A 25,115-nucleotide genomic window follows, 5' to 3' on the forward strand; every position below is an offset into this window, starting at 1 on the left:
CTTGGCGGTATCCCGGGTGGCTGACGACGGGTCAGAAGGGCAGATGCAGATCGGGCCGCGCCTCGTGGAAGACGCGGCGAAAGTCCGCCTGGATGCGCGCCAGCGCGGCGGCCGAGTCGGCCTCGAAGCGCAGGACGACGACCGGCGTCGTGTTGGACGGGCGGGCGAGGCCGAAACCGTCGGCGTACTCGACGCGCAGACCGTCGATGCCGATGATCTCGCGTGCGCCCGCGAAGTGCGCCTGGCGCTGCAACTCCTCGATCAGTGCGAACGGTTCGCCCTCGCGCATGCTGATGTTGAGTTCGGGTGTCGAGCTGCTGTCGGGCAGCGAATGCAGGACGGCGTTGGCGTCGGCCGCCTGCGAGACGATCTCGAGCAGGCGGGCGCCGGCATAGAGGCCGTCGTCAAAGCCGAACCAGCGTTCCTTGAAGAAGACGTGGCCACTCATTTCGCCCGCCAGCGGTGATCCGGTTTCCTTCAGCTTCGCCTTGACCAGCGCATGACCGGTCTTCCACATCAGGGGCTCGCCGCCGTGCTGCCGGATCCATGGCGCCAGCAGACGGGTGCACTTGACATCGTAGATGATCGGCTGGCCGGGACAGCGGCGCAGGACGTCGGCGGCAAAGAGCATCAACTGGCGATCGGGATAGATGATTCCGCCGTCCCGGGTGACGACTCCGAGACGGTCGCCGTCACCATCGAAGGCGAGTCCGATTTCCGCCTCACCGTTGCGCAGCGCCCGGATCAGGTCCTGCAGGTTCTCGGGCTTCGACGGATCGGGGTGGTGGTTGGGGAAGCTGCCATCGACTTCGCAGAACAGTTCGACGAGTTCGCAACCGAGTGCCCGGAAGAGTTGCGGCGCGATGCCGCCGGCGACCCCGTTGCCGCAATCGATGGCGATCCTCATCGGCCGCGCCAGGCGGACGTCGCCGGTGATCCGCGCCAGGTACGCCGGCTGCACTGCGGCGCTGCTTGCCTGGCCCGCGCCGTGCTGCAGGCGGTCGGCGTCGACGCGCAGCCGGATGCCCTGGATCGTCTCCCCGGCCAGGGTCTCGCCGCCGATGACCATCTTCAGTCCGTTGTAGTCGGGCGGGTTGTGGCTGCCGGTGACGGCGACGCAGCTGTGGCAGCCGAGTTCGTGCGCCGCGAAGTAGACGACCGGTGTTGGCACGCAGCCGACGTCGATGGTGTCGATGCCGGCCATGCGGATGCCGGCCATCAATGCTTCCGCCAACTCCGGGCCCGACAGCCGTCCGTCGCGGCCAACCGCGATCGCGCGCTGGCCACGCTCGACCGCCAGCGAACCAAGTCCATGCCCGATGCGGCTGACGATGGCCGGCGTCAGCGTCTGGCCGACAATGCCGCGGATGTCGTAAGCCTTGAAGATTTCCTGTGGCAGGGAAGCGTTCATTTCACACCTCGTGCTGGAAGTAGTGCAGGATTCGTTGGGGCAACCACACCAGCTGCCCCGGCGGACTGCCGGTGACGAAGCCGACGTGGCCACCCTGGCGCGGGAAGTCGATGCGGACACTGCCGCCGACCTGGCCGGGGGCGGGCAGCGCCTGCGGCGGCAGAAAGGGGTCGTTGACGGCATGCAGCAGCAGCGTTGGCAGCCGGATCCCGGCGAGCCACTGCTTGCTCGACGCCCGTCGCCAGTAGTCGTCGGCGCCGGCGAAACCATGCAGCGGTGCGGTGACGACATCGTCGAATTCGTACAGGTTTCTGGCCGCGCGCATCCGTCGCTCGTCGAAAAGGCCCGGGTAGCGTCGCAGCTTGCTGGCGGCGTTGCGCTTCAGGCTGTGCAGGAAGTGCCAGGTGTAGATACGGTTGCAGCCGCGCGCGAGATGATGACCACACGCGGCGAGATCGACCGGGGCGCTGACGGCGGCCGCCGCGTGCAGGCAAGTGCTCGCCGCGGTTCCGCGTTCGCCCAGCCACTTGAGCAGCGCGTTGCCGCCGAGCGAAACGCCGACGGCGTAGTGCCGGCGCGCCGGGAAGGCTGCCCGCAGACGGCGCAGGATCCAGTCGATCTCCTCGCTGTCGCCCGAATGGTAGGCGCGCGGCAGCCGATTGCTCTCGCCAGAACAGCCACGAAAGTTGACTGCCACCGCCGCCCAGCCGATCGCTGCCGCAGCGGCCAGCAGCGTCAGCACGTAGTGACTGTTCGAACTGCCTTCGAGACCGTGAAAGACCACCAGCAGCGTCGGCGCATCGTGCTGCGCCGACGCGCCGCCGGGGGCGGCCAGCCAGTCGAGGTCGATGAAGTCGCCGTCCGGCGTCTCCCAGCGCTGGCGGTCGTAAGGCAGCGCGTCGGGGCGGATGAGCAGTGGGTGGATGGTCTGCAGGTGGCCGCCGGGCAGCCAGCCAGGGGCGCGATACGGGATCAATGCAGCGTCCGTGGGGTGTTGCGGTCGCCGCTGCCGTCGCCCTCGGCGGCTTCGCGCTCGGCTGCGGTCGATGAGTGATGCGCCAGCAGTCGCCAGCCGCTGGCGCCACGCTGGAAGACGTTGGTGGCGAGCATCGGGCCGTGCGCTGTGCGGTCATCGCCGATGTACAGCATCTCGACGACCGTGTGCACCGACAGCAGCATGCCGCTCCAGCGGACGCCGCGGCTCAGTCGCACCGACAGGCGGGGGTTGTTGGCGAAGATGCTGCGCCAGCTGTCGCGGATCGCGTCGGCGCCGACGAGGCGCTGGCCCGTCGGGTGAATGCAGACGATCTCCTCGTCTTCGGCCCAGACGCTCATCAGGGCGCCCAGGTCGGCGCGGGCGATGGCTTCGTAGAAGGCGGCCTCGACATCCTCGGGCGTGGCGAAGATGACCATCATGCGGCGGCTCCGCCGAGGCAGGCTGCGAGCACACGCTGCGGTGTGAGCTGCTGCAGGCAGTCGAGGTGGCCAAGCGGACACTGCCGTTTGAAGCAGGGGCTGCACGCGAGATTGAGACTGATGATGGTCGCCTGGTCCGAGAGGGGCGGCGTGAAGCCGGGCGACGACGAGCCGTAAACCGCGACCACGCGGCGGCCGAGGGCCGCCGCCACGTGCATCAGGCCGGAATCATTGCAGACTACCAGCGAGGCGGCGCCGAGCAGGTCGATCGCCTGCGCCAGGGTCGTCGTGCCGCACAGATTGAGCGGCAGGCTGCCGGGGCTGGCATGGTCGAGAATCTCCTCGCCGACCGGCCTGTCCTTGGCCGACCCGAGCAGCCAGACGGCGTAGCCGTGCCGCGCCAGGGCGGCTGCCAGGGCAGCAAAATGCCTGGCCGGCCAGCGCTTCGCTGGCCCGTACTCGGCGCCGGGACAGAAGACCGCCAGCTTCGCTGGCAGGTTGACTCCGAGCGCTGCCAGCGTCTCGATGCGCTGCGCCGGGCTGGTGCGCAGGCACGGCAGCGGCAGCGGGCGCGGCAATGGCGCTCCCGGCGCTTCGGCGAGCTGGGCGAAGCGCTCCGCCATTTGCGGCAGCAGCTTCTTGTCCAGCGTGTGCCGGTGGTTGATCAGCCCATAGCGGGTTTCGCCGACGAAGCCGATGCGTTCGGGGATGTCGGCAAGGAACGGGATCAGGGCCGACTTGAGCGAGTTGGGCAGGACATAGGCGCGCTGGTAGCCGCGGCGTGCCAGCTCCCGGGCGACGCGGTGGCGTGTCCGCAGCGACAGTTCACCATGCGCGAACGGGCTGTCGATGATGCGGTCGATCTGCGGCATCCGTTCGAGGACCGGCGCCACCCAGCGCGGTGCCAGGGCGTCGATCTGCAGGCCGGGGATGCGTTCGTGCAGCCGGATGAACAGCGGCTGCGCCAGCACCGAGTCACCAATCCACGAAGGTGCGACGACGAGAGCTTTCATCGCTGCCTGTGCGGTGCGCTACCCGTGTTCGGGTAGCGGAGGCTCAGTGGTGGCCTTTCGGGAGGCCGCCCTGCAGCACGTAGTGGGCGCTGCAATAGGGGCAGGTGACCTCGCCGCTCTGGGTGATGTCGAGGAAGACGCGCGGGTGCCGGGCCCAGAGCGGCGCATCCTTCGTCGGGCAGTGCAGCGGCAGGTCGTGAGCGGTGACCGCGATGGGCTTCGGTTGGTCGTTCTGGGACATCTTCCTGGTAACCTTGCAGGCAGCGGTTAGACGTAGGCAAGCCAGTCTTCGTGCGCCGGCACGCGGCCGTTGACGCAGTCGAAGAACAGGCTCTGGATTTTCGTCGTGATCGGGCCGCGGTGGCCGGCGCCGATCTGGCGATTGTCGAGTTCGCGGATGGGCGTGACTTCGGCGGCTGTACCCGTGAAGAAGGCCTCGTCGGCACAATAGACCTCATCACGCGTGATGCGCTTCTCGATTACCGGAATGCCGAGTTCGTCGGCGAGTTCGAGTACCGAGGCGCGCGTGATTCCCTCGAGGCACGACGTCAGGTCGGGTGTGTACAGCTTGCCCTTCTTGACGATGAAGACATTCTCGCCGGCACCTTCGGCGACGTAGCCGTCGACGTCGAGCAGCAGCGCCTCGTCGTAACCGTCGTGCGCCACCTCCTGGTGGGCGAGGATCGAGTTGGTGTACGTGCCGACCGACTTCGAGCGGCACATGTTGATGTTCACGTGATGGCGGGTGAAGGACGAGGTCTTGACGCGGATGCCCTTCTCCATTCCTTCGGCACCGAGGTACGCGCCCCACGGCCAGGCGGCGATGGCGACATGCGTGCTGATCGCGGTGGCGGCGATGCCCATCGCTTCCGAGCCGTAGAAGACGATCGGCCGGATGTAGCACGACTCGAGGCCATTCGCGCGCACCACTTCCTTCTGGGCTTCGAGCAGGGTCTCACGGTCGTAGGGCATCTTCATCTGGAAGATGTAGGCGGAGTTGAACAGGCGCTCTGTATGCTCTGCGAGGCGGAAGATCGCCGTGCCTCTGGCCGCCCTGTAGGCGCGGATACCCTCGAAGACGCCCATGCCATAGTGCAGGGTATGGGTCAGCACGTGGGTCGTGGCCTCGCGCCATGGGACCAGCTTGCCATCGTACCAGATGAAGCCGTCGCGATCCGCCATGGACATCCTCTTCTCCCCTCGTGCCGGTAAACCTGAAGCGGAAATTCTAGCCGATTTCGCCCCCCGGTTGGCGGTAAAATGGCGGCTTCGCCGACCCCCGCTGGGCTCCCGACATGATCTGGAAACCGAACGTCACCGTCGCCTCGGTGCTCGAACGCGATGGCCGCTTCCTGCTTGTCGAAGAGGAAACGGAGTACGGCATCCGCTTCAACCAGCCCGCAGGCCATCTCGACCGGGGCGAGTCGCTGCTCGACGCGGCCGTTCGCGAGACCCTCGAGGAGACTGCGTACACGATGCGCCCCGACTCGCTGGTCGGCATCTACCTTTATCCCACCGGCGCCGGCGATCTCGCCTATCTGCGTTTTGCCTTCGCCGGCGAGATCGTCGACCATGATCCCGCGCGGCAGCTCGACGCCGGCATCCTGGCGGCACACTGGCTGACGGTTGACGAAATCCGGGCGCGGCAGGCGCAGCACCGCAGTCCGATGGTCCTGCGCTGCATCGACGACTGGCTGGCCGGCAGGCGTTACCCACTGCAGCTTCTCAACCATTTCCCATGCGCTGGCTGATCGCACTGCTGTTGGCGACATTGGCGCAGACGGCTGCGGGCGACGACACGCTGTGGGTCTGCTACAACTACGGTTGCCTGCAGGATGCTGAGGTGCGCTACACTGAACGGCAGCTCGCGCTCGTGGGGGCCTTTCTCCTGGCGGCCGGCGACGCTGCCGACGAACGCGACCGGTTGTCACTGGTGATCGGCTGGCTGCTCGCCTGGGCGGGTGAGCAGACGGCGATCGCCGCTGACCGTGGCGGCAATGTTGCCGACGACGGGATCGACGGCCGCATGGACTGCATCGACCACTCGACGACGACCACCCGACTGCTGCGCCTGCTCGAGCGTCGTGGCTGGTTGCGCTTCCATGAGGTGCTCGAACCGGTGCAGCGGACCCGCTATCTTGTTGCTGCACACTTCTCGGCACAGATCGGGCAGCGGCCAGAAGCAGCGACGCCGGACGAGGCTGCCGGCGCACCGGGGCACTATGTCGTCGATAGCTGGTTTCGCGACAATGGCCGGCCGGCGGTGGTGATGCCGCTGCCGGAATGGCTCGCCGGCGGCGGCGAGGAAGAGAGTTCGCTGGCCGCGATGGCCTCGCTGGCCAGCGGGGCGCCGGCTGCCGGCCCGTGAGCCGATGGCTGCAGGGACACAGAGATGAACGAAGGAAGTACAGTGGTCGTCGGCCTTTCCGGCGGCGTCGATTCGGCGGTGGCCGCGCTGCTGCTCAAGCAGCAGGGCTGGCGGGTGGTCGGTCTGTTCATGAAGAACTGGGAAGACGACGATACCGACGAGCACTGCGCGTCGCGGCAGGATCTGGTCGATGTGATGAGTGTCGCCGATACGCTGGGCATCGACGTCGAGGTGATGAACTTCGCCGCCGAGTACCGCGAGCGCGTCTTCGCACATTTCCTGCGCGAGCACGAGGCGGGACGGACGCCGAACCCGGACGTCCTCTGCAATTCCGAGATCAAGTTCAAGGCCTTCCTCGAGCACGCTGCGACGATCGGCGCCGACTGCATCGCCACCGGTCACTACGCCGGCGTGCGCGAGTTCGAGGGCGCCTGGCAGTTGCTCAAGGCCGAGGATGGCACCAAGGACCAGAGCTATTTCCTGCATCGGCTGCAGCAGGAGCATCTGGCGCGGACGCTGTTCCCGCTCGCCGGTCTGTACAAGCGCGAGGTGCGCCGGATCGCCGCCGATGCCGGCCTGCATGTCGCGCTCAAGAAGGACTCGACCGGCATCTGCTTCATCGGCGAGCGACCCTTCAAGGAATTCCTGATGCGCTACCTGCCGCCGCAGAAGGGCGAGATTCGCTGCCTCGACGACGACCGCGTCCTCGGTGAGCACGACGGCGTCGCCTACCACACGATCGGCCAGCGCAAGGGGCTGCACATCGGCGGCGTCAAGGGCGGCAGGGGTGGCGCGAGCGGCGACCACGACGCCTGGTTCGTCGCCGGCAAGGACATCGTCAACAACGTGCTGCATGTCGTGCAGGGCCATCATCACCCAGCGCTGCTCAGCGAAGAGCTGACGGCCCGCGATCTGTCCTGGGTGTCCGCTCAGCCGCCGCACGCGCACTGGGTGTATACGGCGAAGACGCGCTACCGGCAGGCCGACGCGCCGTGTGAGATCGAGTGGGTGGCGGCGGATGCCTGCCGGATCCGCTTCGCCGAGCCGCAGTGGGCGGTGACTCCGGGGCAGTCGGTGGTGGTGTACGAGAGCCGGGTCTGCCTCGGTGGCGGCGTCATCGCCTGAGGGTTGCCGCGAAGCGGCGCGTCGCTTCAGGCGAGACCCTGGCTGGCGAGGTAGTCCTCGTAGTTGCCGAGGTAGTTTACGAGCGTGCCGTCGGGGCGGATCTCGAGCACCCGTGTCGCCAGTGATGAGACGAACTCGCGGTCGTGCGAGACGAAGATCAGCGTTCCCTTGAACTTCTCGAGCGCGGTATTGAGCGACTCGATCGATTCCATGTCGAGGTGGTTGGTCGGTTCGTCCATCACCAGCACGTTCGGCCGCTGCAGCATCAGCCTGCCGAAGATCATCCGCCCCTGCTCGCCACCGGAGATGACGCGTACCGGCTTCTGCACCTCGTTGCCCGAGAACAGCAGGCGGCCGAGGGTGCCGCGGATCAGCGTCGCCAGATCGTCGCCCTCGTCGGCGCTGCCGCGGGCGTAGCCGGCGATCCAGTCGGTCAGGCTGAGATCGCTGTCGAAGTCCAGCGCGTGGTCCTGCGCGTAGTAGCCCGGGCGCGCCTTCTCGGCCCACTTGATGCTGCCGCGCTGCGGCTGCAGTTCGCCCAGCAGCAGCTTCAGCAGAGTCGTCTTGCCGACGCCGTTCTCGCCGATGATCGCCAGACGCTCACCTCCGTTGAGGCTGAGGTCGAGCTTGCTGAAGATTGGCCGCTCGGCACCGTGATAGGCGAATCCGAGATTCTGGATCTCGACCGCCTGCCGGTGCAGCTTCTCCTTGTCGTCGAACTCGAAGCGGATCCACGGATACTGGCGCGACGACGGTTTGACGTCCTCGGGTTTCAGTTTGTCGATCAGCTTCAGGCGCGAGGTGGCCTGTTTGGCCTTCGATGCGTTCGCCGAGAAGCGGCGGACGAAGCTCTGCAGTTCGGCGATCCGCTCCTTCGCCTTGGCGTTGGCGCTCTGCTGTCGTTGCCGGGCCTGCGTCGAGGCCTCCATGAAGTCGTCGTAGTTGCCTGGGTAGACGGTGATCTTGCCGTAATCGAGGTCCGCCATGTGCGTGCAGACCTGGTTGAGGAAGTGGCGATCGTGCGAGATGATGACCATCGTGCTGTTGCGCTCGTTGATCACGTTTTCCAGCCAGCGGATCGTGCCGATGTCGAGGTTGTTGGTCGGCTCGTCGAGGAGCAGGATGTCCGGGTCGGCGAACAGCGCCTGGATCAGCAGGACGCGCAGTTTCCAGCCGGGTGCGACATCACTCATCGGGCCATGGTGCTGCGCTGCCGGAATGCCGACGCCGAGCAGCAGTTCGCCGGCGCGCGACTCGGCGCTGTAGCCACCGTACTCGGCAAAACGGGCTTCGAGGTCGGCGGCGTGCATGTAGTCGGCCTCGGTGGCATCCGGGTTGGCGTAGATGGCGTCCTTCTCGAGCATGCAGGTCCACATTTCCTCATGTCCCATCATGACGACGTCGATCACCCGCTGCTCCTCGAAGGCGAACTGGTCCTGGCGCAGGTAGGCCAGGCGTTCGTGGACGTCCTTGGTGACGTTGCCGGCAGTCGGCTCGAGTTCGCGTGCCAGGATCTTCATGAAGGTCGATTTGCCCGAGCCGTTGGCGCCGATCAGTCCATAGCGATAGCCCTCGCCGAACTTGAGGGAGACGTTCTCGAACAGGGGGCGGGCCCCGAACTGCATGGTGATGTTGTTGGCTATGAGCACGAAGGAACCTCTGGAAGATCGGATGCGCGAAAGTCGGGCGAGAAAGGATGGCGATGGACCGCGGGTGGGCAACGGCGCGGCGTCCAGCCGCGGCGACCTGCCGCCAGCCGGGTCGCCACCGGGGCGGCGCCAGGCAACGCCCATCGTCCGGCGAAAGCAGGCAATTGTACCGCAGGCTCGAGCTGCCCACCGGCATGATGGGCGCCGGGGGGGTGCAACCGAAAAAGCGACTGGCGCGGGGCCACCCTTGGCGAAGGTTTTGTTTCGCGGTTGCTGCCAGGCCTTGCTGCCACTGGGCTTCGCCGGTCATGCTTCAGGGCTGGCGCGGGTTGCCGACTTGGCCGGTTCAGCCGCCGCTGCCGGTTCCTGCCACGCCCCGCGGTGCGCGATTGACTCTGTTTTTCGAGCCGGCCTATACTGCCGTGTCGTCTTGCTTCCTTCTTCCCGTTTACGCCAAGTCGGCCGGGGAGGAGAGGTGGGATGGGCAGCGGGGGGGGCGACTCCGGCTGTTCCCGCCCTTCAGCAACCACTGGCCAGCGACACGGTGCCTGCAACCCGTACTTGCCGTCCGGCGTGGGGGAATGCGGGGGCTGCGCCCGTGTCAACGCGAGGCCTACCGGGAGCAAGCCATATGTTGAAGAACATCCTCATTCCGACCGATGGCTCGGAAGTGTCGCGCAAGGCGATCAAGGCCGGTGTCAAACTGGCGCAGTCGCTGGGGGCGAAGGTGACGGGTTACTACGCCATACCTTTCCTGCAGCCCGCCGCCTTCGGTGACGGCGAATTGATGAACAAGGAAATGGTGACCAAGCTCGACCGTTTGGCGCGTACGACCGGACAGAAGTATCTCGACGAGATCGACCAGGCCGCCAAGGAGGCTGGTGTCGAGTATGTCGGGCTGATCACCAAGCCGGTGATCACCTACGAAGGAATCATCGATGCCGCGAAGAAGAAGCGTTGCGATGCCATCTTCATGGCGTCGCGCGGGCGCAGCGAGGTCAAGAAGCTGCTGCTCGGCAGCGTGACGCAGAAGGTGCTGTCGCACGCACGGGTGCCGGTGATCGTCTACCGCTAGCCCACCGTCTGCGGTTGCCGGCGATCAGCCGTGCCCCGTGGCCGATGGCTCGGGGCATGATCCACCGTCCTGGCTTCGCCGCTCGACCGCGGCGCAGAGGCGTGGTGCGGCAGCCTCGATGACCCCGGAGTCGACCGCCGCGAAACCGAGGATCATCCCCGAGCGCTGCTGACCGGAATCGGCGTAGTACATCGACAACGGGCGCACGACGATCCCCGCTTCGAGCATCTCGCGGGCCAGGGACACGTCGTCGATCGGCTGCCTGAAGAAGTAGGGAAGGTGCAGGCCGGCCAGTCCACCGGTCGTGCTCACCAGGTTGCCGAGGCGGGATTCGATTGCCTTGCGCAGGACGTTGCGGCGCTCCTGATAGATGTTGCGAACCCGCCGCAGGTGCGCGCCGAGGTGGCCGCCGTCAATGAACTCGGCGAGGGCGGCCTGTTCGATCATGCGTCCTTCCCGATAGAGTTCCGCATTGCCGGTGGCGAAGGATTCGGCGAGGTCCTCGGGAACCACCAGGTAGGCCAGTCGCAGCCCCGGGAACATCGTCTTGCTGAACGTGCCCAGATAAATGACCCGCTGCGACCGCGCCTGGCCGAAAAGCGAGCCGATGGCGTAAGGATGAAAGCGGATCTCGTTGTCGTAGTCGTCTTCGATGATCCACGCGTTGTGTTCCTCGGCCAGTTCGAGCAGCTTGATTCGCCTGTTCAACGACATCACGACGCCGCTCGGGTACTGGCTTGACGGCGAGACGAAGATCAGCCGCGGCGGTGACACCGGCGCCGCCGGCGGTGCCATTCCCTGCTCATCGACCGGGATGGGCTCGAGCTGCAGTCCGCTCGCCCGCAGGACGTTGCTGGCGCCCCAGTACCCCGGATCCTCCATCCAGACACGATCCTTCTCATCGCACAGCATGCGCGCACAGAGGTCGATGGCCTGGTGCGAACCGTTTACGATCAGGATCTGGCGCGGCGAGCACGACATCATCCGTGACGCCCGCAGGTACTCGGCGAGAGCCGCCTTCAGCGGTCCATGGCCGCCGTGCCCGTAACGGGCCAGGTGGCGGTGTTCGAAGTTCGTATACTTGGCCAGCAGCCGTCGCCAGGTGGCGAAGGGGAAGAGGCCGACGTCGGGCACTCCGGGAACGAAGGCGCCACTCTGGATCGGGCTGCTCGTTGCGTGGCGCGCGATCTCTGCACCCCGTCTTGACAGCGGCCTGCCCTGGCGCCAGGGGCGATCCCGCCGCACTCGGCCCGGTGGGGCCAGTGCCAGTGCCTCCGACACGAGTGTGGCGGAGCCGCCGCAGCTCTGCAGATAGCCCTCGACGCGCAGCTTCTCGTAGGCCCTGACCACGGTGCTGCGGCTGAGACCGACGTCGGCCGATAGAACGCGGCTGGGAGGCAGCGGTGTGCCCGGCGGCAGTTCGCCATCGAGGATCAGGCGGCGAATCGCGAGGTAGAGGCTGGCCTGTGAACCGGATTCGCTGGTCAGGCTCTCGAGCCGCGTGCGGATCAGTTCGGCGCTGAGCGACTTGTCCATCCGTGGTCTCACCAAATTGGTATCGTCATTGTCGCAGCAATTGGTTCTTCCAGGGACCATTTGCACCGGTACAGTCTGGCCAATCCGCAGCGGGCGACACGGACAGCCTGCTCAGCGGGTGGACGTTTCTTGCCGTTTGCACCAGCCACAAGGAGACAAGCCATTGGAACTCAGCGACAGATCACTGCTCAGGCAGGCGTGCTACATCGATGGGCAGTGGGTCGGCGCCGACAGTGCGCGGACCTTCGCCGTCAGCAACCCGGCGACCGGGGAGCAACTGGCGAGTGTTCCCGACGCGGGCGTGATCGAGACCCGTCGCGCCATCGAGGCGGCGCGCGTGGCGCAGCCCGGGTGGCGTGCCAGGACGGCCGGCGAGAGGGCCAGGCTCCTGCGCCGCTGGCATGAACTGCTGCTTGCCAATCAGGAAGATCTGGCGCGGCTGATGACGGCCGAGCAGGGCAAACCGCTTGCCGAAGCGCGCGGCGAGATCGTCTATGCTGCCTCGTTCATCGAGTGGTTCGCCGAAGAAGGCAAGCGCCTCTACGGCGATGTGATTCCGGCGCATCACGCCGACAAGCGCGTCCTCGTCAGCAAGGAGCCGATCGGCGTCTGCGCTGCGATCACGCCGTGGAACTTCCCGGCCGCGATGATCACGCGCAAGGTCGGACCGGCGCTCGCCGCGGGCTGCACGATCGTCCTGAAGCCGGCCGAGGCGACCCCGCTGTCGGCACTGGCGCTGGCCGAACTGGCCGAGCGGGCCGGCATCCCGGCGGGCGTATTCAATGTACTGACCGGCGATCCAGTCGCCATCGGTGGCGAACTGTGCGCCAACCCGACCGTGCGCAAGCTCAGCTTCACCGGATCGACCGAAGTCGGGCGGATTCTCATGCAGCAGTGTGCGCCGACGATCAAGAAGCTTTCGCTCGAGTTGGGAGGCAACGCGCCGTTCATCGTCTTCGACGACGCGGACCTCGACGCTGCGGTACAGGGAGCGATGCTCTCCAAGTATCGCAACACGGGCCAGACCTGCGTCTGCGCCAACCGCCTGCTGGTCCAGGACGGTGTCCACGATGCCTTCGTCGCCAGGCTCGCGACTGCCGTGGCCGCGCTGCGCGTCGGCAATGGCATCGACGATGGCGTGACACAGGGGCCGCTGATCGATGACGCGGCCATCCTCAAGGTCGAGGAACTGGTCGCCGACGCCTGTTCCCTGGGCGCCCGTGTCGTCTGTGGGGGCCGGCGCCACGGTCTCGGTGGAACCTACTACGAGCCGACCATCCTCGCCGGCGTGACCCGCGAAATGCGGCTCGCCAGCGAAGAAGTGTTCGGGCCGGTGGCCCCGGTGTTCCGCTTCACCACCGAGGCCGAGGCGGTGGCGATGGCCAATGACACCGAATACGGACTGGCGTCCTACTTCTACACCGAGAACCTGGCGCGCAGCCTGCGCGTCGCCAGTGCCCTGGAGTACGGCATGGTTGGCATCAACACCGGGCTCATCTCGACCGAGGTGGCGCCGTTCGGTGGCATGAAGTCGTCCGGACTCGGCCGCGAAGGTTCCCGGTACGGCATCGAGGACTACGTCGAAATCAAGTACCTCTGTATCGGTGGCATCAACTGAGCCGTCTATCCGATTCAATCCTCACAGGAGATCAACATGAATGCACCGAACGAGAAACTGCCCCTGAAAACCAACGGCGACCTGATGAGCCGCCGCGCAGCGGCGTTGCCACGAGGCGTCGGCCAGGGGCACGCGCTGTTCGCCGAGCGGGCGGAGAATGCCGAAATCTGGGATGTCGAGGGGCGGCGCTGGATCGACTTCTGCGCTGGAATCGCCGTCGTCAATACCGGCCACTGCCATCCGCGGGTCATGGAAGCCGCGCGTCAGCAGTTGCAGTCCTTCACCCACACCTGCTTCCAGGTGGTTGCCTACGAAGCTTACGTCGAACTCTGTGAGCGGCTGAATGTTGCCGCTCCGGGCAGCACACCGAAGAAGTCCTTCCTCGTCAACACCGGTGCCGAGGCCGTCGAGAACGCGGTCAAGATCGCTCGCGCGGCAACCGGCCGCTCTGGCCTGATCGCCTTTGGCGGTGGCTTCCATGGCCGGACGATGTTCGGCATGGCGCTGACCGGCAAGGTTGCACCGTACAAGATCAAGTTCGGCCCATTCCCTGGCGAGATTTTCCATGTCCCGTTCCCGAACGCCCTGCAAGGGGTTTCGGAAGATGATTCGATCGCGGCCATCGAGCGACTGTTCGCCACCAGTATCGAGGCTTCGCGGGTCGCTGCGATCTTCATCGAGCCGGTGCAGGGAGAGGGTGGCTATGTTCCGGCTCCGCTGGGCTTCCTGCGCCGGCTGCGGGCCCTGTGCGACCGCCATGGCATCCTTCTCGTTGCCGATGAAGTGCAGACCGGGATTGCCCGCTGTGGCAAGATGTTCGCCAGCGAACACTACGGCGTCGAGCCCGACATCATCACCATGGCCAAGGGCCTCGGTGGTGGCCTTCCCGTCGCCGCCGTGGTCGGCAAGGCGGAGATCATGGACGCGGCGGACGTTGGTGGCCTGGGTTCGACCTATGCCGGCAACCCGGTAGCGGTAGCCGGCGCGCTGGCGGTGCTCGACGCCGTCGAGGAAGAGCGGCTCTGCGCGCGCTCGATGGCGCTCGGGGAGCGGATGCGTGCGCGCTTCGGGTCCATGATGGCGCGCTTTCCGTCGATCGTCGAGGTCCGCGGACTCGGCGCGATGACCGCGGTGGAGTTCTGTCACAATGGCGACCCGCAGCGGCCGGCGGCGGACATCGCCACCGCGTTGAAGAACGAAGCGGCGAAACGCGGTCTGCTGCTCCTGCTCTGCGGGCCGCATGGCAACGTCCTGAGGGTGATGGTGCCGCTGACCATCCCGCATGCCGTTCTCGACGAGGGACTGGACATCATCGAGGCGTCCCTGCGGGAAGTCGGCGCCTGATGATCCGCTCGCGGCGCAGGCCGACGCTGGTTCGTGGCCGCCTGCGCCGCTGCCCGTCAAAGCCGGGCGGCGCAGGCAGGTGCGTGCTACCATCGGCAGCGAAGGCGACGCCGATGACTGCGCCCGGCGCCGCTTCCGACTGTTGCCGCTCGTACAATCAGTTCAGGCGCAAGGAGACGCTCAGTGATGGTTCCTTTCTCAATTGCCGGAATCCAGATGAACATCTCGATGGAGCACGCCAACATCGATGCCATGGGGCACAAGCTGGATGTGTTGGTGGCACGTTTCCCCTGGGTGCAGATGGTGGTGTTCAGCGAACTGGCGCCGTTCGGCCCGGCGCCGCGCCACGCCCAGCCCACCGGTGGACCGGCCGAACTGGCTTTCTGCCAGATGGCGGCAAGGCACGGACTCTGGTTGCTTCCGGGCTCGCTGTTCGAGCGGGTGGGTGACGATATCTACAACACAGCCCCGGTGATCGATCCGAATGGCCATGTGGTGGCGCGCTACCGCAAGATGTTCCCCTTCCTGCCCTACGAAATGGGAATCAGGCCCGGGACCGAGTTCTGTGTTTTCGACGTGCCGGATGTCGGGCGCTTTGGTGTTTCGATCTGTTACGACATGTGGTTCCCGGAGACTACGCGGACCCTGGTGTCGATGGGCGCCGAGTGCATCCTCCATCCGACGATGACCGACACCATCGACCGTGATGTCGAACTGCCGATCGCGCGCGCCAGCGCAACGATCAACCAGTGCTACTTCTTCGATGTCAACGGGGTCGGCGATTGCGGCACGGGGAGGTCGATCATCGTCGGCCCCTCCGGCTACGTCATTCACGAAGCAGGGGGAGGCGAAGAGACCATGCCAGTCGAAATCGACCTGTCGCGGGTTCGCCGCGAGCGCGAGGTGGGCATCCGCGGCCTCGGCCAGACGCTTAAGAGCTTCCGTGACCGGCCGATCGAGTTTCCCGTCTACCAGAAGCATCTGGGCAGGACCGACTACCTCGACAGCCTGGGGCCGCTGATCAAGCCATCGCGCGGCTCACGGTCCGATCGCGCACTGCCGCCTGAGCGAGCGACTGCGGCAGGTGCCGGCTGCATCGCCGGGCTGGGCGGCATTGCCGGCGATGCCGGCACGACGCTCGCATCGGCTGAGGCGATGCCCTTGCTGCACGCCCACATCTGATCCGACCGGCGCTGCACCGGCGGCGGCCAGTACTCGCACCCGGCGCGGCGGCAGCCCCACGGCCCGGCAGCCGGTGGCTGCCGCGGTCTTCCTGCGGCGGCCATCCACGGTACCGACTGGCGGCTGGCTGCGCGCTCAATGTACTTCCGGGATGTGCTCGAGGCGCCGCGTCTGCTCGGCCATGTACACGTCCAGCCAGTACCTGTACAGGATGATGCCCTTTTCCTTCACGGCTGCCTTTTCGAGCATCGGCGTCATGCTGAGGAGAGGCTCCACCTGACCATCACGAACGAAGCCCATCACCGATTCGACTCCGATGCGGTTGTACCGGCTGTGGTCGAAGATGATCACTTCGCCGGCTGCCGGGAACTGCTCGATGTGGCGCTGTGAGTACAGCTGGTTCTTCTGGCGTTCGCTCGGCGTCGGCAGCGCGACCATGCGGAAGACGCGCGCGGTCATCGCCTTGATCGTGCCGCTGTCGCCGGCCGCACCGCGGCCTTCGAAGACCAGGATGACCTTGAGGCCCTTTGCGATCAGCCAGGACTGGAGATGAACGAGTAGCGCCTGCAGCTTCCCGAGGTCCTTGAGGCAGGCCGCATTTGGATATCCTGCTGGTCGACTTCTTGCGCTCCACGGCCTTCTCGCTTCCTTCCGCGCCATCGATCAACGGGGCTGGCGTCGGCCTCTGCTCCTGAGTCGTTGTCGCCTCGCTTGCCGTGGTGTTTCAGCGTTGGTTCCTGCGGCGCTGCAGGGCGCCGGAGGAAGCTTCGTCGCCAACGCGAAACCTAGTCGTAGGCCTTGTCGTTGGGTGATTTGTAGAGTTTCTTCAGGGCGTACGACATCTGGAAGTTGAGGTTCAGGCCCTTCGGCGGGATCGGCTGCAGGAACCACTTGGCGTATATCGTGTCGGCTTCGCCTGAGGTCATCACTTTGGCGAGCGCGCCATCGACGATCTTCTTCAACGCCAGGTCATCCTTGCGCATCATGCAGGCATAGGCCTGATACAACTGCGGCGTACCGACCACCGCCCACTCGCTGGCGTTCTTGGCTTTTGCCAGTTCGCCGTAGAGCAACACTTCATCCATCACGAAGGCCGCCGCACGGCCGCTTTCCAGGGTCAGGAACGCTTCGCCATGATCCTTGGCGCTGATGATCTTCATCTTGCTGTTGCTGCCGTCGTTCATCTTGCGCAGCAGACGCTCGGAGGTGGTGCCGGCGGTCGTCACCACGGTCTTGCCGGCCAGGTCGGAAAAGTCCTTGATCCCCGATTTGGCCTTGACCATGAGGCGGTTGCCGACGACGAAGATGGTGTTCGAGAAGGTGGCCTGTTTCTGACGCTCGAGGGTGTTGGTCGTCGAACCGCATTCCAGGTCAACGGTTCCGTTCTGGACGAGCGCGATGCGATTCTCGGAAGTGACGGGAACGAGCTTGACATCGAGCTTGGCAAGCTTCAGTTCGGCCTTGATCGCATCCACCGCCTTGAGCATCATTTCCTGCGAGTAGCCGACGACCTGCTGCTTGTCGTCGTAGTACGAGAATGGGATCGACGACTCGCGATGTCCCAGCGTGATGACCCCGGTCTCCTTGATCTTCTTCAACGTACCGGTCAGTTCCTGCGCCAGGGCTGGCGCCGAAGCAAGCGCAGTGGCGAGCGTTGCAGCAATGGCGAAGCGCCGTGAGATTGTGAACATTGTGCCTGTCTCCTTTTCAAATTGCTTCAGGGTGTGGCAGGGCCAGTCGGAAACACGATCTCGCGCTCGCCGGCGAGCGGCGCGAGCAGCGACTGCTGCCAGCGCTGGTCTTGCCAAAACAGCACGACACTGTGGATTGCCGGCTGGTACACCGCGCTGTACAGCGTGCCGTAGCCGCGCCGGTAACTGGTCTGGAACAGCGGCGGTTGCAGCAGTGCGGCCGTTGCTTCGGACAAGGTTCCAGGCCGCTCCACCAACTGCTGCATGGCGACCAGACGTTCCACTGCAAAGGTGGCCTTGGCGTGCTGGGGCCAATCCACCTGGTGCTGGAAGTTGCTGATGGCCCGGCGACGCGTGACATAGGTGGCGATGTCCGGCCCCACGAACACGGTTGCCCAATGGGCCGCACCGTCCAGCAGGGTGATGGTGTACGACATGTGTACGGGAACGCGCTTGAGGACAGCGCAAGCCTCTTCCACGGTACTCGACACTTCGAGCAGGTAGCGGACGACCAGAGGGATCCCAAAGCCCTTGCCCGCCTGATTCCTGCCACCAAAGCTCAGTGACGCGGCCAGGCCCGCTTCGTTCATTCCGTCCAGCGCACCCCACAGGCAATCCCCCATGGCCAGAACCTGGTGACCGCACCAGCGTGTAGCCAGCCAGTTGCCCTCCAGCAGCGCGGGAGAATAGTCATAGTTGCGCAGGAGGGCCGGTCCTTGCTGATGGCTGGGGTCGATCCAGATCCCTTGCGAGCAGCCGGCAATGTAGGCCGGCGGACACCAAAGCGAGAGAACACGGGCCTCGATGTCACCAGCGCCAGCCAAGTCGACCAGGCGCTCCCAGACAGGCACCAGTTCCGGCATGTGCTGACGCAGCGCGCGCCGACAGTCCAGATAGCTGGGTCGTTCGAAGACGCCGCTGCGCAGGTACCAGTCACGGTATCCCGACCAGCAGCGCTCGAACAGCGCCTGCCACCCCTCGCCGGGCCGGTCCTCCACCAGCGCCGCGAAGCGCTGATGGATGGGCATGTCGGAATGGAGCACGTCAGAGAATCTTGAACGCACCCGGCTCTGGTGCGGCCTCATGCTGGGTGGTGATGATGGGCTTGCCGGCGTAGTAGTTCTTGATGCCGCGGATCCAGTCGCGGGCGCGCAGGTTGAGCTTGAAGTTGTCGTCCATGGCGCGGCCGCGGGTGATGAGGATACCCAGGTCGGCGCCCTCGTAACGATAGTCCCCCGGGCCGGTGATGCGCAGGAAGAAGGCTTCGCGCTCGGTATCGATGGCCCTGCGGTTGTAGTCGAAGCGCTGGTAGCTGACCCCGCCGTCTTCGCCCATGCGATAGATGCCGGTGGCGGGCGCGTGCGTGACCTGGTCGACGTGATTCTCGGTATATTTCATCACCACCTGCGACCAGGAATCGATGAAGTGCGGTTGCGCCCAACGATCGTTGATTTCACGCACGTTCAGGTCGAACGGCACGCCGGAGAACTCGAGCAGGTGGAACAGGAACAGCGGCGCATCGGCATAGGCATGCGCTGCATGGTTGGTCATCGGGCTGGCGCCACACACGCGCGGGTTCAGTTCGCCGAGGTAGACCTCGCCGGTGTCCTGGTCGATCAGGAAATCGAGGTCGAAATAACCCCGGTAACCCTCCTCCAGCAACTGGTTGCCGAAGCGCTCCGCCATGTCGCGGCACTTCGCACGCACATCTTCGGTAAAGGCGCCGGGAAACACCTCGTTGCCACACCAGCCACCCTTGTAGGGCGTCAGTTCGCGGGCACCGACCACTTCCGTCAGCAGTGGACCGACCAGCGTGCCCGACTGGGTGGCGCAGGCTTCGAGCGTCGCGCCACGGCAGTTGATGCGCTTCATGATCTTGACCTCGGGGTCGTTGATGATTTCGTCCTTGTACTTGTTGAAATCCTCTTCGGACGCAATGAAGAAGGTAGTGTGGCCAGAGTCGCCATAGGCCGACTGGATCACCAGGTCATGCCCCAGGCCGTTGCGCTCGCAAGTCTCCCTGAGGCTGGCGTAGCTGCTCACCTTCTCGAGGGCATTGGGCACCGACAGGACACCAACCTTGTTGCCGATGCGCACGGTTTCCATCTTGTTGTCCAGGCGCTGGCGCAGCTTGGCTGGCGGAAACCAGACTTCCATGCCGAGTTCCTTGGCCAGTGACTCGGTCTTCTCGTCGAACATCAGGAAGGTCGCTACCGGATTGCCACCGCGGCGCTCGATCAGGTCGACCACGTCCTTGTGCTGCAGCAGATAGTTGTTGATGTCCTCGATGGATTCGAACTCGGCGTGCGGCGACTCCGGTGGCACGAACACATTCGGATGCCGGCCATCGAAGCAATCGATGTAGCTGATGTAACGGAAGCGGTTGACCCAGCGATCCATTCCCAGCAGGTTGAAGTTGGTGGCGCTGATGAAGTAGATCGGGCGCTCGTTGCGGTGGAACAGCAGCAGCAGGTCGGCAACATTCTTGACGGTGTGGGCCATTGTCTTCTCCTCGTGATGGTGACTGCCATGAAACTGCTTTGTTGGCGCTGACCGCCGCCGGCCGATTCAACCGGGTTCGGCCTGCGCATTGATCTGCGCCGTCCATACCGCATTCGCCCGAGCGGAACGTTGCAGCGCGGCCTCGGTGTAGATGCGAAAACCCAGCTCGGGCCGGAAGCCGTGGATCTCCCGCACATCGAGCGCCTGCATGAAGGTCAGGATCTCCGGACTGATCACCTGTCCCGGCACCAGGATCGGGAAACCGGGCGGATAGGGGATGACGAACTGGGCGGAAACGCATTTGCGTCCGCCCTTGATTGCCTTGTCGGTCTCGTCCATGAGGAGGTATTCACAGTTCCCCTCGTCGTAACCCAGGAAAAATGCACTGCGGATGTCGCCATCGCGGGTCTCGGTGCCACCGTCTACGCTGCGGCCGCGGAAGGCGGTGTGGAAACATGAGAAATTGGGTAGCGGCGGCAGCTCGACAGTCAGCGAACGCACGCGCCTTTCGTGGATCCGACGTTCGAGTGTGCTCATGTCGGCGACCCGCTCGTCGATGTCGCGGGCGATGTTCACCAGGACCTCGATCAGGTAGGCGATCGTCGAGCGAGTGCTGCCGATGTTGGTCATGAAGAGCACCGTGTTGCGCGAGGTCTTGTTGATCTGGATGTCGTACTTGTCCGCCAGGTACTTGTTCTTCATCGTGTCGCCATCCATCCCCGACAGGCCGATGGCCAGCGTCGCCCGGCTCGGGTCGAGCGCGAACTCGTCGGTGTGCCAGGCCTTGAACAGGTTAACCCAGCCGGTCTCGACGTTGTACAGCGACTCGACATGGGACTCGCGAAACTCCTCGGGTACCAGATCAACCACCGTCAGGAAGCGGAAATAGCGTTGCAGGAGTGGATGCGCCTTGACCTGCTCCCGCAGATTCATGGCCAGTTCGAGCTGGCGCTGCACCAGTTCGTAGCCTTCGAGTTCCATCTGCCGGCGGCCGACGTCGAGGGTGGCGAGGATCTGGTAGTTGGGGGAGGTCGAGGTGTGCGTCATGTAGGCTTCGTGGAAGGCCTCCTCGGCCTTGTCCTTGAAGTCCACATCCCAGACATGGATCATCGAACCCTGGCGCAGCGCCGTCAGTGTCTTGTGCGTGGACTGCGTGGCGTAGACCCGCACCCTCGCCTTGTTCGGGTCGGGCAGCAGGCGCGTGTTGAGCACCCGTTCGTCATCGGCCCAGGCATCGGCGTCAAAACTGCTGGCGAATTCGGCGTAGCGCTGGGCATAGGCCTCGCTCTGGAACATTTCGGTCAGCTTGGCGGCCGCCGCCATGCCGGTGCGCTGCCGGTATACCGGGTGGAAGCGAGCAAAGGCAAACCACGCCTCGTCCCAGAGGAATACCAGATCGGGCTTGATCGCCAGGCATTCCAGCATCAGCCGCTCGACGTCGTAGACGATGCCGTCGAAGGTGCAATTCGTAAGCAGAACCATGCGCACCCGGTTGAGCGTTCCGGCACGGCGCATTTCGAGCAGCGTTTCCTTGATGTGGCGGATCGGCACCGCGCCGTACATCGAGTACTCGTGCAGCGGATAGGCCTCGAGGTAGGTGATCTGCGCGCCCGCCAGCACCATGCCGTAATGGTGCGACTTGTGGCAGTTGCGGTCCACCAGGACGATGTCATCGGGCCGGACCATCGCCTGGACGACGATCTTGTTGGCCGTCGAGGTGCCATTGGTGGCGAGAAAGGTGCGGCGCGCGCCGAAGGCACGCGCGGCGTACTCCTGCGCCAGCTTCAGCGAACTCGTGGGCTCGAGCAGTGAATCGAGGCCGCCGGCGGTCGCCGAGGTTTCGGCCATGAACAGGTTCATGCCATAGAACTCGCCCAGGTCACCAATCCAGTTCGAATTCATGATCGACTTGCCGCGTGCCAGTGGCAGCGCGTGGAAAACGCCGGTAGGCTGCTTGGCGTACTCGCGCAGCGCATTGAAGAACGGTGCCTCGTAGCGCTCGGCAACACCCTTGAGGATCGAGTAATACAGTTCAAGCTGATCTTCCTCGCCGAAGAAGATGCGTTTGAAGGTCGCTGCCGCCTTGGCGGCGACATCTTCGACCCTGGCGTCCGTCACCAGGTAGAGATCGAGCGCAGGCCGCAGCCTGGCAATCTGCTGGCCGAGCAACTGGGCGCGCTCGGATTCCGGCATGTTTTCGCCACTGACTTCGAGGCCTTCAAAGAAGCGACGCGTCACGATTTCCGGAACGTAGAGCGAGCGGTAGGGAAAGCCGTAGCCGATTACCACGGCCTGCAGGTTGAAGTTCACCATCGACGCGACGAGGGCATCCTCGAAGGTCGGCACGACGACGATGTCGAAGATGAAATCGTCGTCGAGGCGACGCCGGCTGCGCACACGGCGGCGCAGCGACTCCTCTTCGTCAGCCGGCAGGTCATCGACCCACAGGACCTCGAAGTAGGGGCATCGCATCTGTGTCTGGAACTCCCTTTCGGTTTCCATCTGCGTCGGCAGGTCGGCGTCGCTGGTGGATCCGGGGCTACCGTGGCGATAGGTCAGCGAGGCCAGGATGCGGTGGTGGCGGCGAGCGAGGATTGCCGCATGCGCCAGCTCGCCGCGTTTGATGAAGCCGCACAGTTCGGCGAAGGCAAGGCGGCCTGGATACGCCCAGCAGACTTCGATCGGCGCCAGGATGTCGGTCAATTCGTGCACATGCGCCAGCCGTGCGTCGCGATCCCTCTTCTCGCCGGTCGGGTTGGCGAGTTGCGACAGCTCATCGACCAGATCGATCCAGCTCTCCGTCCGCACTTCCCAGACGCTGCGGTGGCGACTCAGGGGTGCAGAAGCTTTGCTGCCGGCGGAAGAAGGTGTATTCATGACTTGTCTCCAAAGGCGTCGGCGGTGCTTCGCCGCCGGTCGTGTAGCGATGCTGATGGCGCTGCAGCCGCCCGCGCCGCGTTGGTTCACGCTGCGCGGCCCCGCCCAGGGCGTGTGCCCGCCTCGTCATCGTCTCGTGCCAAGGCGGGATGGGTGAAGTGAAGCCGGTCGATACCGTGGCTGCCGTTCGCATGGCAACAGGCAGGATGGGTCATCCAACCCAGAGTATCCAGGGCGTGCCGATGACGAGAAAGACGAGCAGGCAGAAGAGAGTCGTCAGCATTCCCAAGCGGTACAGTTCTCCCTGCTTGAGATAGCCGCTGGCGACGAAGATGATGTTCTGGCTGCCGCCCTGAGGCGTGATGACCGAGAAATAGCTGCTGGCGAAGAGCAGCGCATAGGCCATCAAGTGAACCGGAACGCCCGATTTCACCCCGACGTCAAGAAACACCCCGAGCAGCGCCAGGACCTGAGCGTTCTGACTGACGAAACCGAAGTGGAGGAACACGTAGATCGTCAGCAAGGCGACATAGGCCGCTGGCCAGGCGAGGCCTTTGAGGCCGACAGCCAGCCGCTCTCCAACGTAGCCCATGAACCCCATTTCGTTGAGCTGCCCGCTCATGCCAAAGAGCACCGCCAGCCAGATGAAAGTGACCAGTGTGCCACCCTGCTGGTGCATGTCCTCCAACGTCAGGACGCCGGAGATCATCAGCACGGCGAAGCCGGCGAAGGCGATCGCCGTCAGGTTGAGTTTGAAGGGCGCGGCCAGCACCCAGCCGGTGATCATGAGGATGAAAGTGATCGCCGTGATCCACTCGTCGCGCGACATCGGCCCCATCTTGCGCAATTCCTGGCGGGCGCGCTCCGGTGCCTCCGGAGTCGCGGTGATCCCGGGTGGATAGAGCCGATAGAGCAGCGCCGGCAGCAATGCGATCACCACCAGACACGGAACGCAGGAGGCGAGCAGCCAGGACGCGAAATCCACCTTCAGTCCCTGTTCGGCGGCCAGCGACGCTCCGACTGGGTTGCCCGAGGTGGCGGTGAACCACAGCGCCGAAGTGATGGCCAGGCTGGCCATGCCGCAAAACATCAGGTAGCCGCCAAACCGCCGCGTCTTCTCGTCGTCGGGTGTCGAGCCGCCGTTGTTCGCCAGCGCCAGGATGACCGGGAAGAGTACGCCACCGCGCGCGGTATTGCTCGGGAAGCCGGGTGCGATCAGGGTGTCGGTGATGAAGATGCTGTACGCCAGGCCGAGCGTCGATTTCCCGAACAACGAAACCACGTACAGGCTGATCCGCTTGCCGAGTCCGCTCTTGACCACTGACTGCGAGACCAGAAAGGCGGTCACCACCAGCAGCACGATCGCGTTGGCAAAGGCGCCATAGGCCTTGGCCGGAGTCAGGGTCTCCGTGAGCACGACGACCGCGACCGCTATCAGCGCCGAGGTGAACAGCGGAAAGACATTGATCACCACCGAGAAGATGGCGGAGGCGAAGATCGCAAAGAGATGCCAGGACTCACGCGTCAGTCCCTCGGGAACGGGCGTGAACCAGAGACCGAGGAACAGGGCCAGGAGGGCCACCAATTTCAGGATTCCTTTCGCTCCGAAAGCAGTCGTACTCATCTTGAACCTCCTGCGGCGGTGGGCGAATTCACATTCGGCGAGCCGAGGCGCGCCGACCCTTGGAGACCGACGACCCGGCCCGCGAGTTCGTCGCCTTCGATGGCGCCGAGGCGCTGCCACTTGAAGCTGTATTCGCCGCTGATGCCTGTGTACCGACCCGTGCCGCCGGTGAACTTGCCTTCGATCAACTGGCTGGGGCCGAAGCCTTCGCCGCTCAACTCGCTGAAGACCTTGTCGCCATGCTCATCCGTCCACACGCTCCGCCCTTGCAGGCCGGTGGTGGTGTCGGAGAAGCCCATTGCCTCTGACTGGAAAGCGCGATTTAGTCGCTGCTTGCCGCTCAGCATCATCGAACCGCTGACCTGGAAGATGACCGCCTGTTGTCCCGGCAGGAGGTTCATGACGCGGCGATTACCGGTGACGGTCCAGTTGCCGCTGAAGCTGCGGACGTCGTCCGCTGCGCTCGTCGCCGGCGCACTCGCCGCCTGACTCGCCGTCTGGCTCGCCGGTGGGCTCGCGGGCTGGCCGCAGGCGGTCATCATGAGAACGCCGACGACAGCGATACTTCGCGAGCCAAGGGATCTGGATGAGTTGCTTGACCAACGCATGGCATGCCTCCTGTGCAGAGAGAAGCGGTAAACCAACGAGCGTCCGGTTCGCCAGCGTGTTCTTTCTCGGCGTCCC

22 protein-coding genes are annotated in these 25,115 nt (G+C 65.0%); 7 read left to right on the top strand and 15 right to left on the bottom strand.

The annotated features are described in order from the left end of the window. Positions 1-31 precede the first annotated feature (31 nt). From HT579_10595 to HT579_10620, 6 genes are read right to left on the bottom strand one after another with little or no spacing between them, the layout of a single operon-like run. The gene (locus HT579_10595; protein QKS29315.1) at positions 32-1,411 is read right to left on the bottom strand and encodes a phosphomannomutase/phosphoglucomutase; all 1,380 of its coding nucleotides are present in this window, start codon (positions 1,409-1,411) and stop codon (positions 32-34) included. 1 nt (position 1,412) lies between these two features. Next, a complete protein-coding gene (locus HT579_10600) occupies positions 1,413-2,387 on the bottom strand; it encodes a hydrolase (protein QKS29316.1) in 975 nt (324 codons plus the stop codon). Continuing rightward, entirely contained in the window at positions 2,384-2,827 is a 444-nt protein-coding gene (locus HT579_10605) for a nuclear transport factor 2 family protein (protein ID QKS29317.1), read from the bottom strand. The genes HT579_10600 and HT579_10605 overlap by 4 nt, the downstream gene beginning before the upstream one ends. After that, positions 2,824-3,840, bottom strand: a complete 1,017-nt coding sequence (gene waaF / locus HT579_10610; GenBank protein QKS29318.1) for a lipopolysaccharide heptosyltransferase II — start codon at positions 3,838-3,840, stop codon at positions 2,824-2,826. The genes HT579_10605 and waaF overlap by 4 nt, the downstream gene beginning before the upstream one ends. A gap of 43 nt (positions 3,841-3,883) precedes the next feature. Continuing rightward, positions 3,884-4,081: a zinc-finger domain-containing protein gene (locus HT579_10615; GenBank protein ID QKS29319.1), complete on the bottom strand. Its 198-nt coding sequence runs from the start codon at positions 4,079-4,081 to the stop codon at positions 3,884-3,886. Positions 4,082-4,107: 26 nt separating this feature from the next. Next, the gene (locus HT579_10620) at positions 4,108-5,028 is read right to left on the bottom strand and encodes a branched-chain amino acid transaminase (protein QKS29320.1); all 921 of its coding nucleotides are present in this window, start codon (positions 5,026-5,028) and stop codon (positions 4,108-4,110) included. A 107-nt stretch (positions 5,029-5,135) separates the two neighbouring features. On the opposite strand from HT579_10620, the gene HT579_10625 reads away from it, so the two are divergent. Genes HT579_10625 through mnmA form a run of 3 tightly spaced genes read left to right on the top strand, consistent with a single transcriptional unit; the run spans position 5,136 to position 7,333 of the window. Continuing rightward, positions 5,136-5,591, top strand: coding sequence for an NUDIX hydrolase (locus HT579_10625; protein QKS29321.1), 456 nt, complete (start codon positions 5,136-5,138; stop codon positions 5,589-5,591). Beyond that, positions 5,579-6,208: a hypothetical protein gene (locus HT579_10630; GenBank protein QKS29322.1), complete on the top strand. Its 630-nt coding sequence runs from the start codon at positions 5,579-5,581 to the stop codon at positions 6,206-6,208. Before HT579_10625 ends, HT579_10630 begins: the two co-directional genes overlap by 13 nt. A gap of 24 nt (positions 6,209-6,232) precedes the next feature. Continuing rightward, the gene (mnmA, locus tag HT579_10635) at positions 6,233-7,333 is read left to right on the top strand and encodes a tRNA 2-thiouridine(34) synthase MnmA (GenBank protein QKS29323.1); all 1,101 of its coding nucleotides are present in this window, start codon (positions 6,233-6,235) and stop codon (positions 7,331-7,333) included. Positions 7,334-7,359: 26 nt separating this feature from the next. On the opposite strand, the gene HT579_10640 is transcribed toward mnmA, so the two are convergent. After that, positions 7,360-8,982, bottom strand: a complete 1,623-nt coding sequence (locus tag HT579_10640; protein ID QKS29324.1) for an ABC-F family ATPase — start codon at positions 8,980-8,982, stop codon at positions 7,360-7,362. Between the two features lie 631 nt (positions 8,983-9,613). Here HT579_10640 and HT579_10645 point away from each other — a divergent pair. Further along, positions 9,614-10,057, top strand: coding sequence for a universal stress protein (locus HT579_10645; GenBank protein ID QKS29325.1), 444 nt, complete (start codon positions 9,614-9,616; stop codon positions 10,055-10,057). Positions 10,058-10,081: 24 nt separating this feature from the next. Here HT579_10645 and HT579_10650 read toward each other — a convergent pair whose 3' ends face one another. Further along, positions 10,082-11,593, bottom strand: coding sequence for a PLP-dependent aminotransferase family protein (locus HT579_10650; protein QKS29326.1), 1,512 nt, complete (start codon positions 11,591-11,593; stop codon positions 10,082-10,084). 163 nt (positions 11,594-11,756) lie between these two features. On the opposite strand from HT579_10650, the gene HT579_10655 reads away from it, so the two are divergent. The 3 genes from HT579_10655 (at position 11,757) to HT579_10665 (ending at position 15,737) form a co-directional block, all read left to right on the top strand. Next, positions 11,757-13,211: an NAD-dependent succinate-semialdehyde dehydrogenase gene (locus HT579_10655; GenBank protein QKS29327.1), complete on the top strand. Its 1,455-nt coding sequence runs from the start codon at positions 11,757-11,759 to the stop codon at positions 13,209-13,211. Between the two features lie 36 nt (positions 13,212-13,247). After that, complete coding sequence (gene gabT / locus HT579_10660; GenBank protein ID QKS29328.1) at positions 13,248-14,555, top strand: 4-aminobutyrate--2-oxoglutarate transaminase; 1,308 nt, start codon at positions 13,248-13,250, stop codon at positions 14,553-14,555. Positions 14,556-14,741: 186 nt separating this feature from the next. Next, the gene (locus HT579_10665; protein QKS29329.1) at positions 14,742-15,737 is read left to right on the top strand and encodes a carbon-nitrogen hydrolase family protein; all 996 of its coding nucleotides are present in this window, start codon (positions 14,742-14,744) and stop codon (positions 15,735-15,737) included. Between the two features lie 135 nt (positions 15,738-15,872). Here the strand turns inward: HT579_10665 and HT579_10670 are convergent, their stop codons facing one another. The 7 genes from HT579_10670 to HT579_10700 form a co-directional block, all read right to left on the bottom strand. Continuing rightward, entirely contained in the window at positions 15,873-16,397 is a 525-nt protein-coding gene (locus tag HT579_10670) for a hypothetical protein (GenBank protein ID QKS29330.1), read from the bottom strand. 125 nt (positions 16,398-16,522) lie between these two features. Beyond that, on the bottom strand, positions 16,523-17,428 hold the full coding sequence (locus HT579_10675; protein QKS29331.1) for a glutamate/aspartate ABC transporter substrate-binding protein: 906 nt from the start codon (positions 17,426-17,428) through the stop codon (positions 16,523-16,525). A gap of 26 nt (positions 17,429-17,454) precedes the next feature. Beyond that, on the bottom strand, positions 17,455-18,456 hold the full coding sequence (locus HT579_10680) for a hypothetical protein (GenBank protein QKS31603.1): 1,002 nt from the start codon (positions 18,454-18,456) through the stop codon (positions 17,455-17,457). Positions 18,457-18,472: 16 nt separating this feature from the next. Continuing rightward, entirely contained in the window at positions 18,473-19,930 is a 1,458-nt protein-coding gene (locus HT579_10685; protein ID QKS29332.1) for a biotin carboxylase, read from the bottom strand. Positions 19,931-19,996: 66 nt separating this feature from the next. Then, complete coding sequence (locus tag HT579_10690) at positions 19,997-22,807, bottom strand: ornithine decarboxylase (GenBank protein QKS29333.1); 2,811 nt, start codon at positions 22,805-22,807, stop codon at positions 19,997-19,999. Positions 22,808-23,018: 211 nt separating this feature from the next. After that, the gene (locus HT579_10695; GenBank protein ID QKS29334.1) at positions 23,019-24,431 is read right to left on the bottom strand and encodes a DASS family sodium-coupled anion symporter; all 1,413 of its coding nucleotides are present in this window, start codon (positions 24,429-24,431) and stop codon (positions 23,019-23,021) included. Beyond that, complete coding sequence (locus tag HT579_10700; protein QKS29335.1) at positions 24,428-24,973, bottom strand: hypothetical protein; 546 nt, start codon at positions 24,971-24,973, stop codon at positions 24,428-24,430. Before HT579_10700 ends, HT579_10695 begins: the two co-directional genes overlap by 4 nt. Between the last annotated feature and the right edge of the window lie 142 nt (positions 24,974-25,115).

Source organism: Candidatus Accumulibacter similis (genome assembly GCA_013347225.1).
Classification (GTDB): domain Bacteria; phylum Pseudomonadota; class Gammaproteobacteria; order Burkholderiales; family Rhodocyclaceae; genus Accumulibacter; species Accumulibacter similis.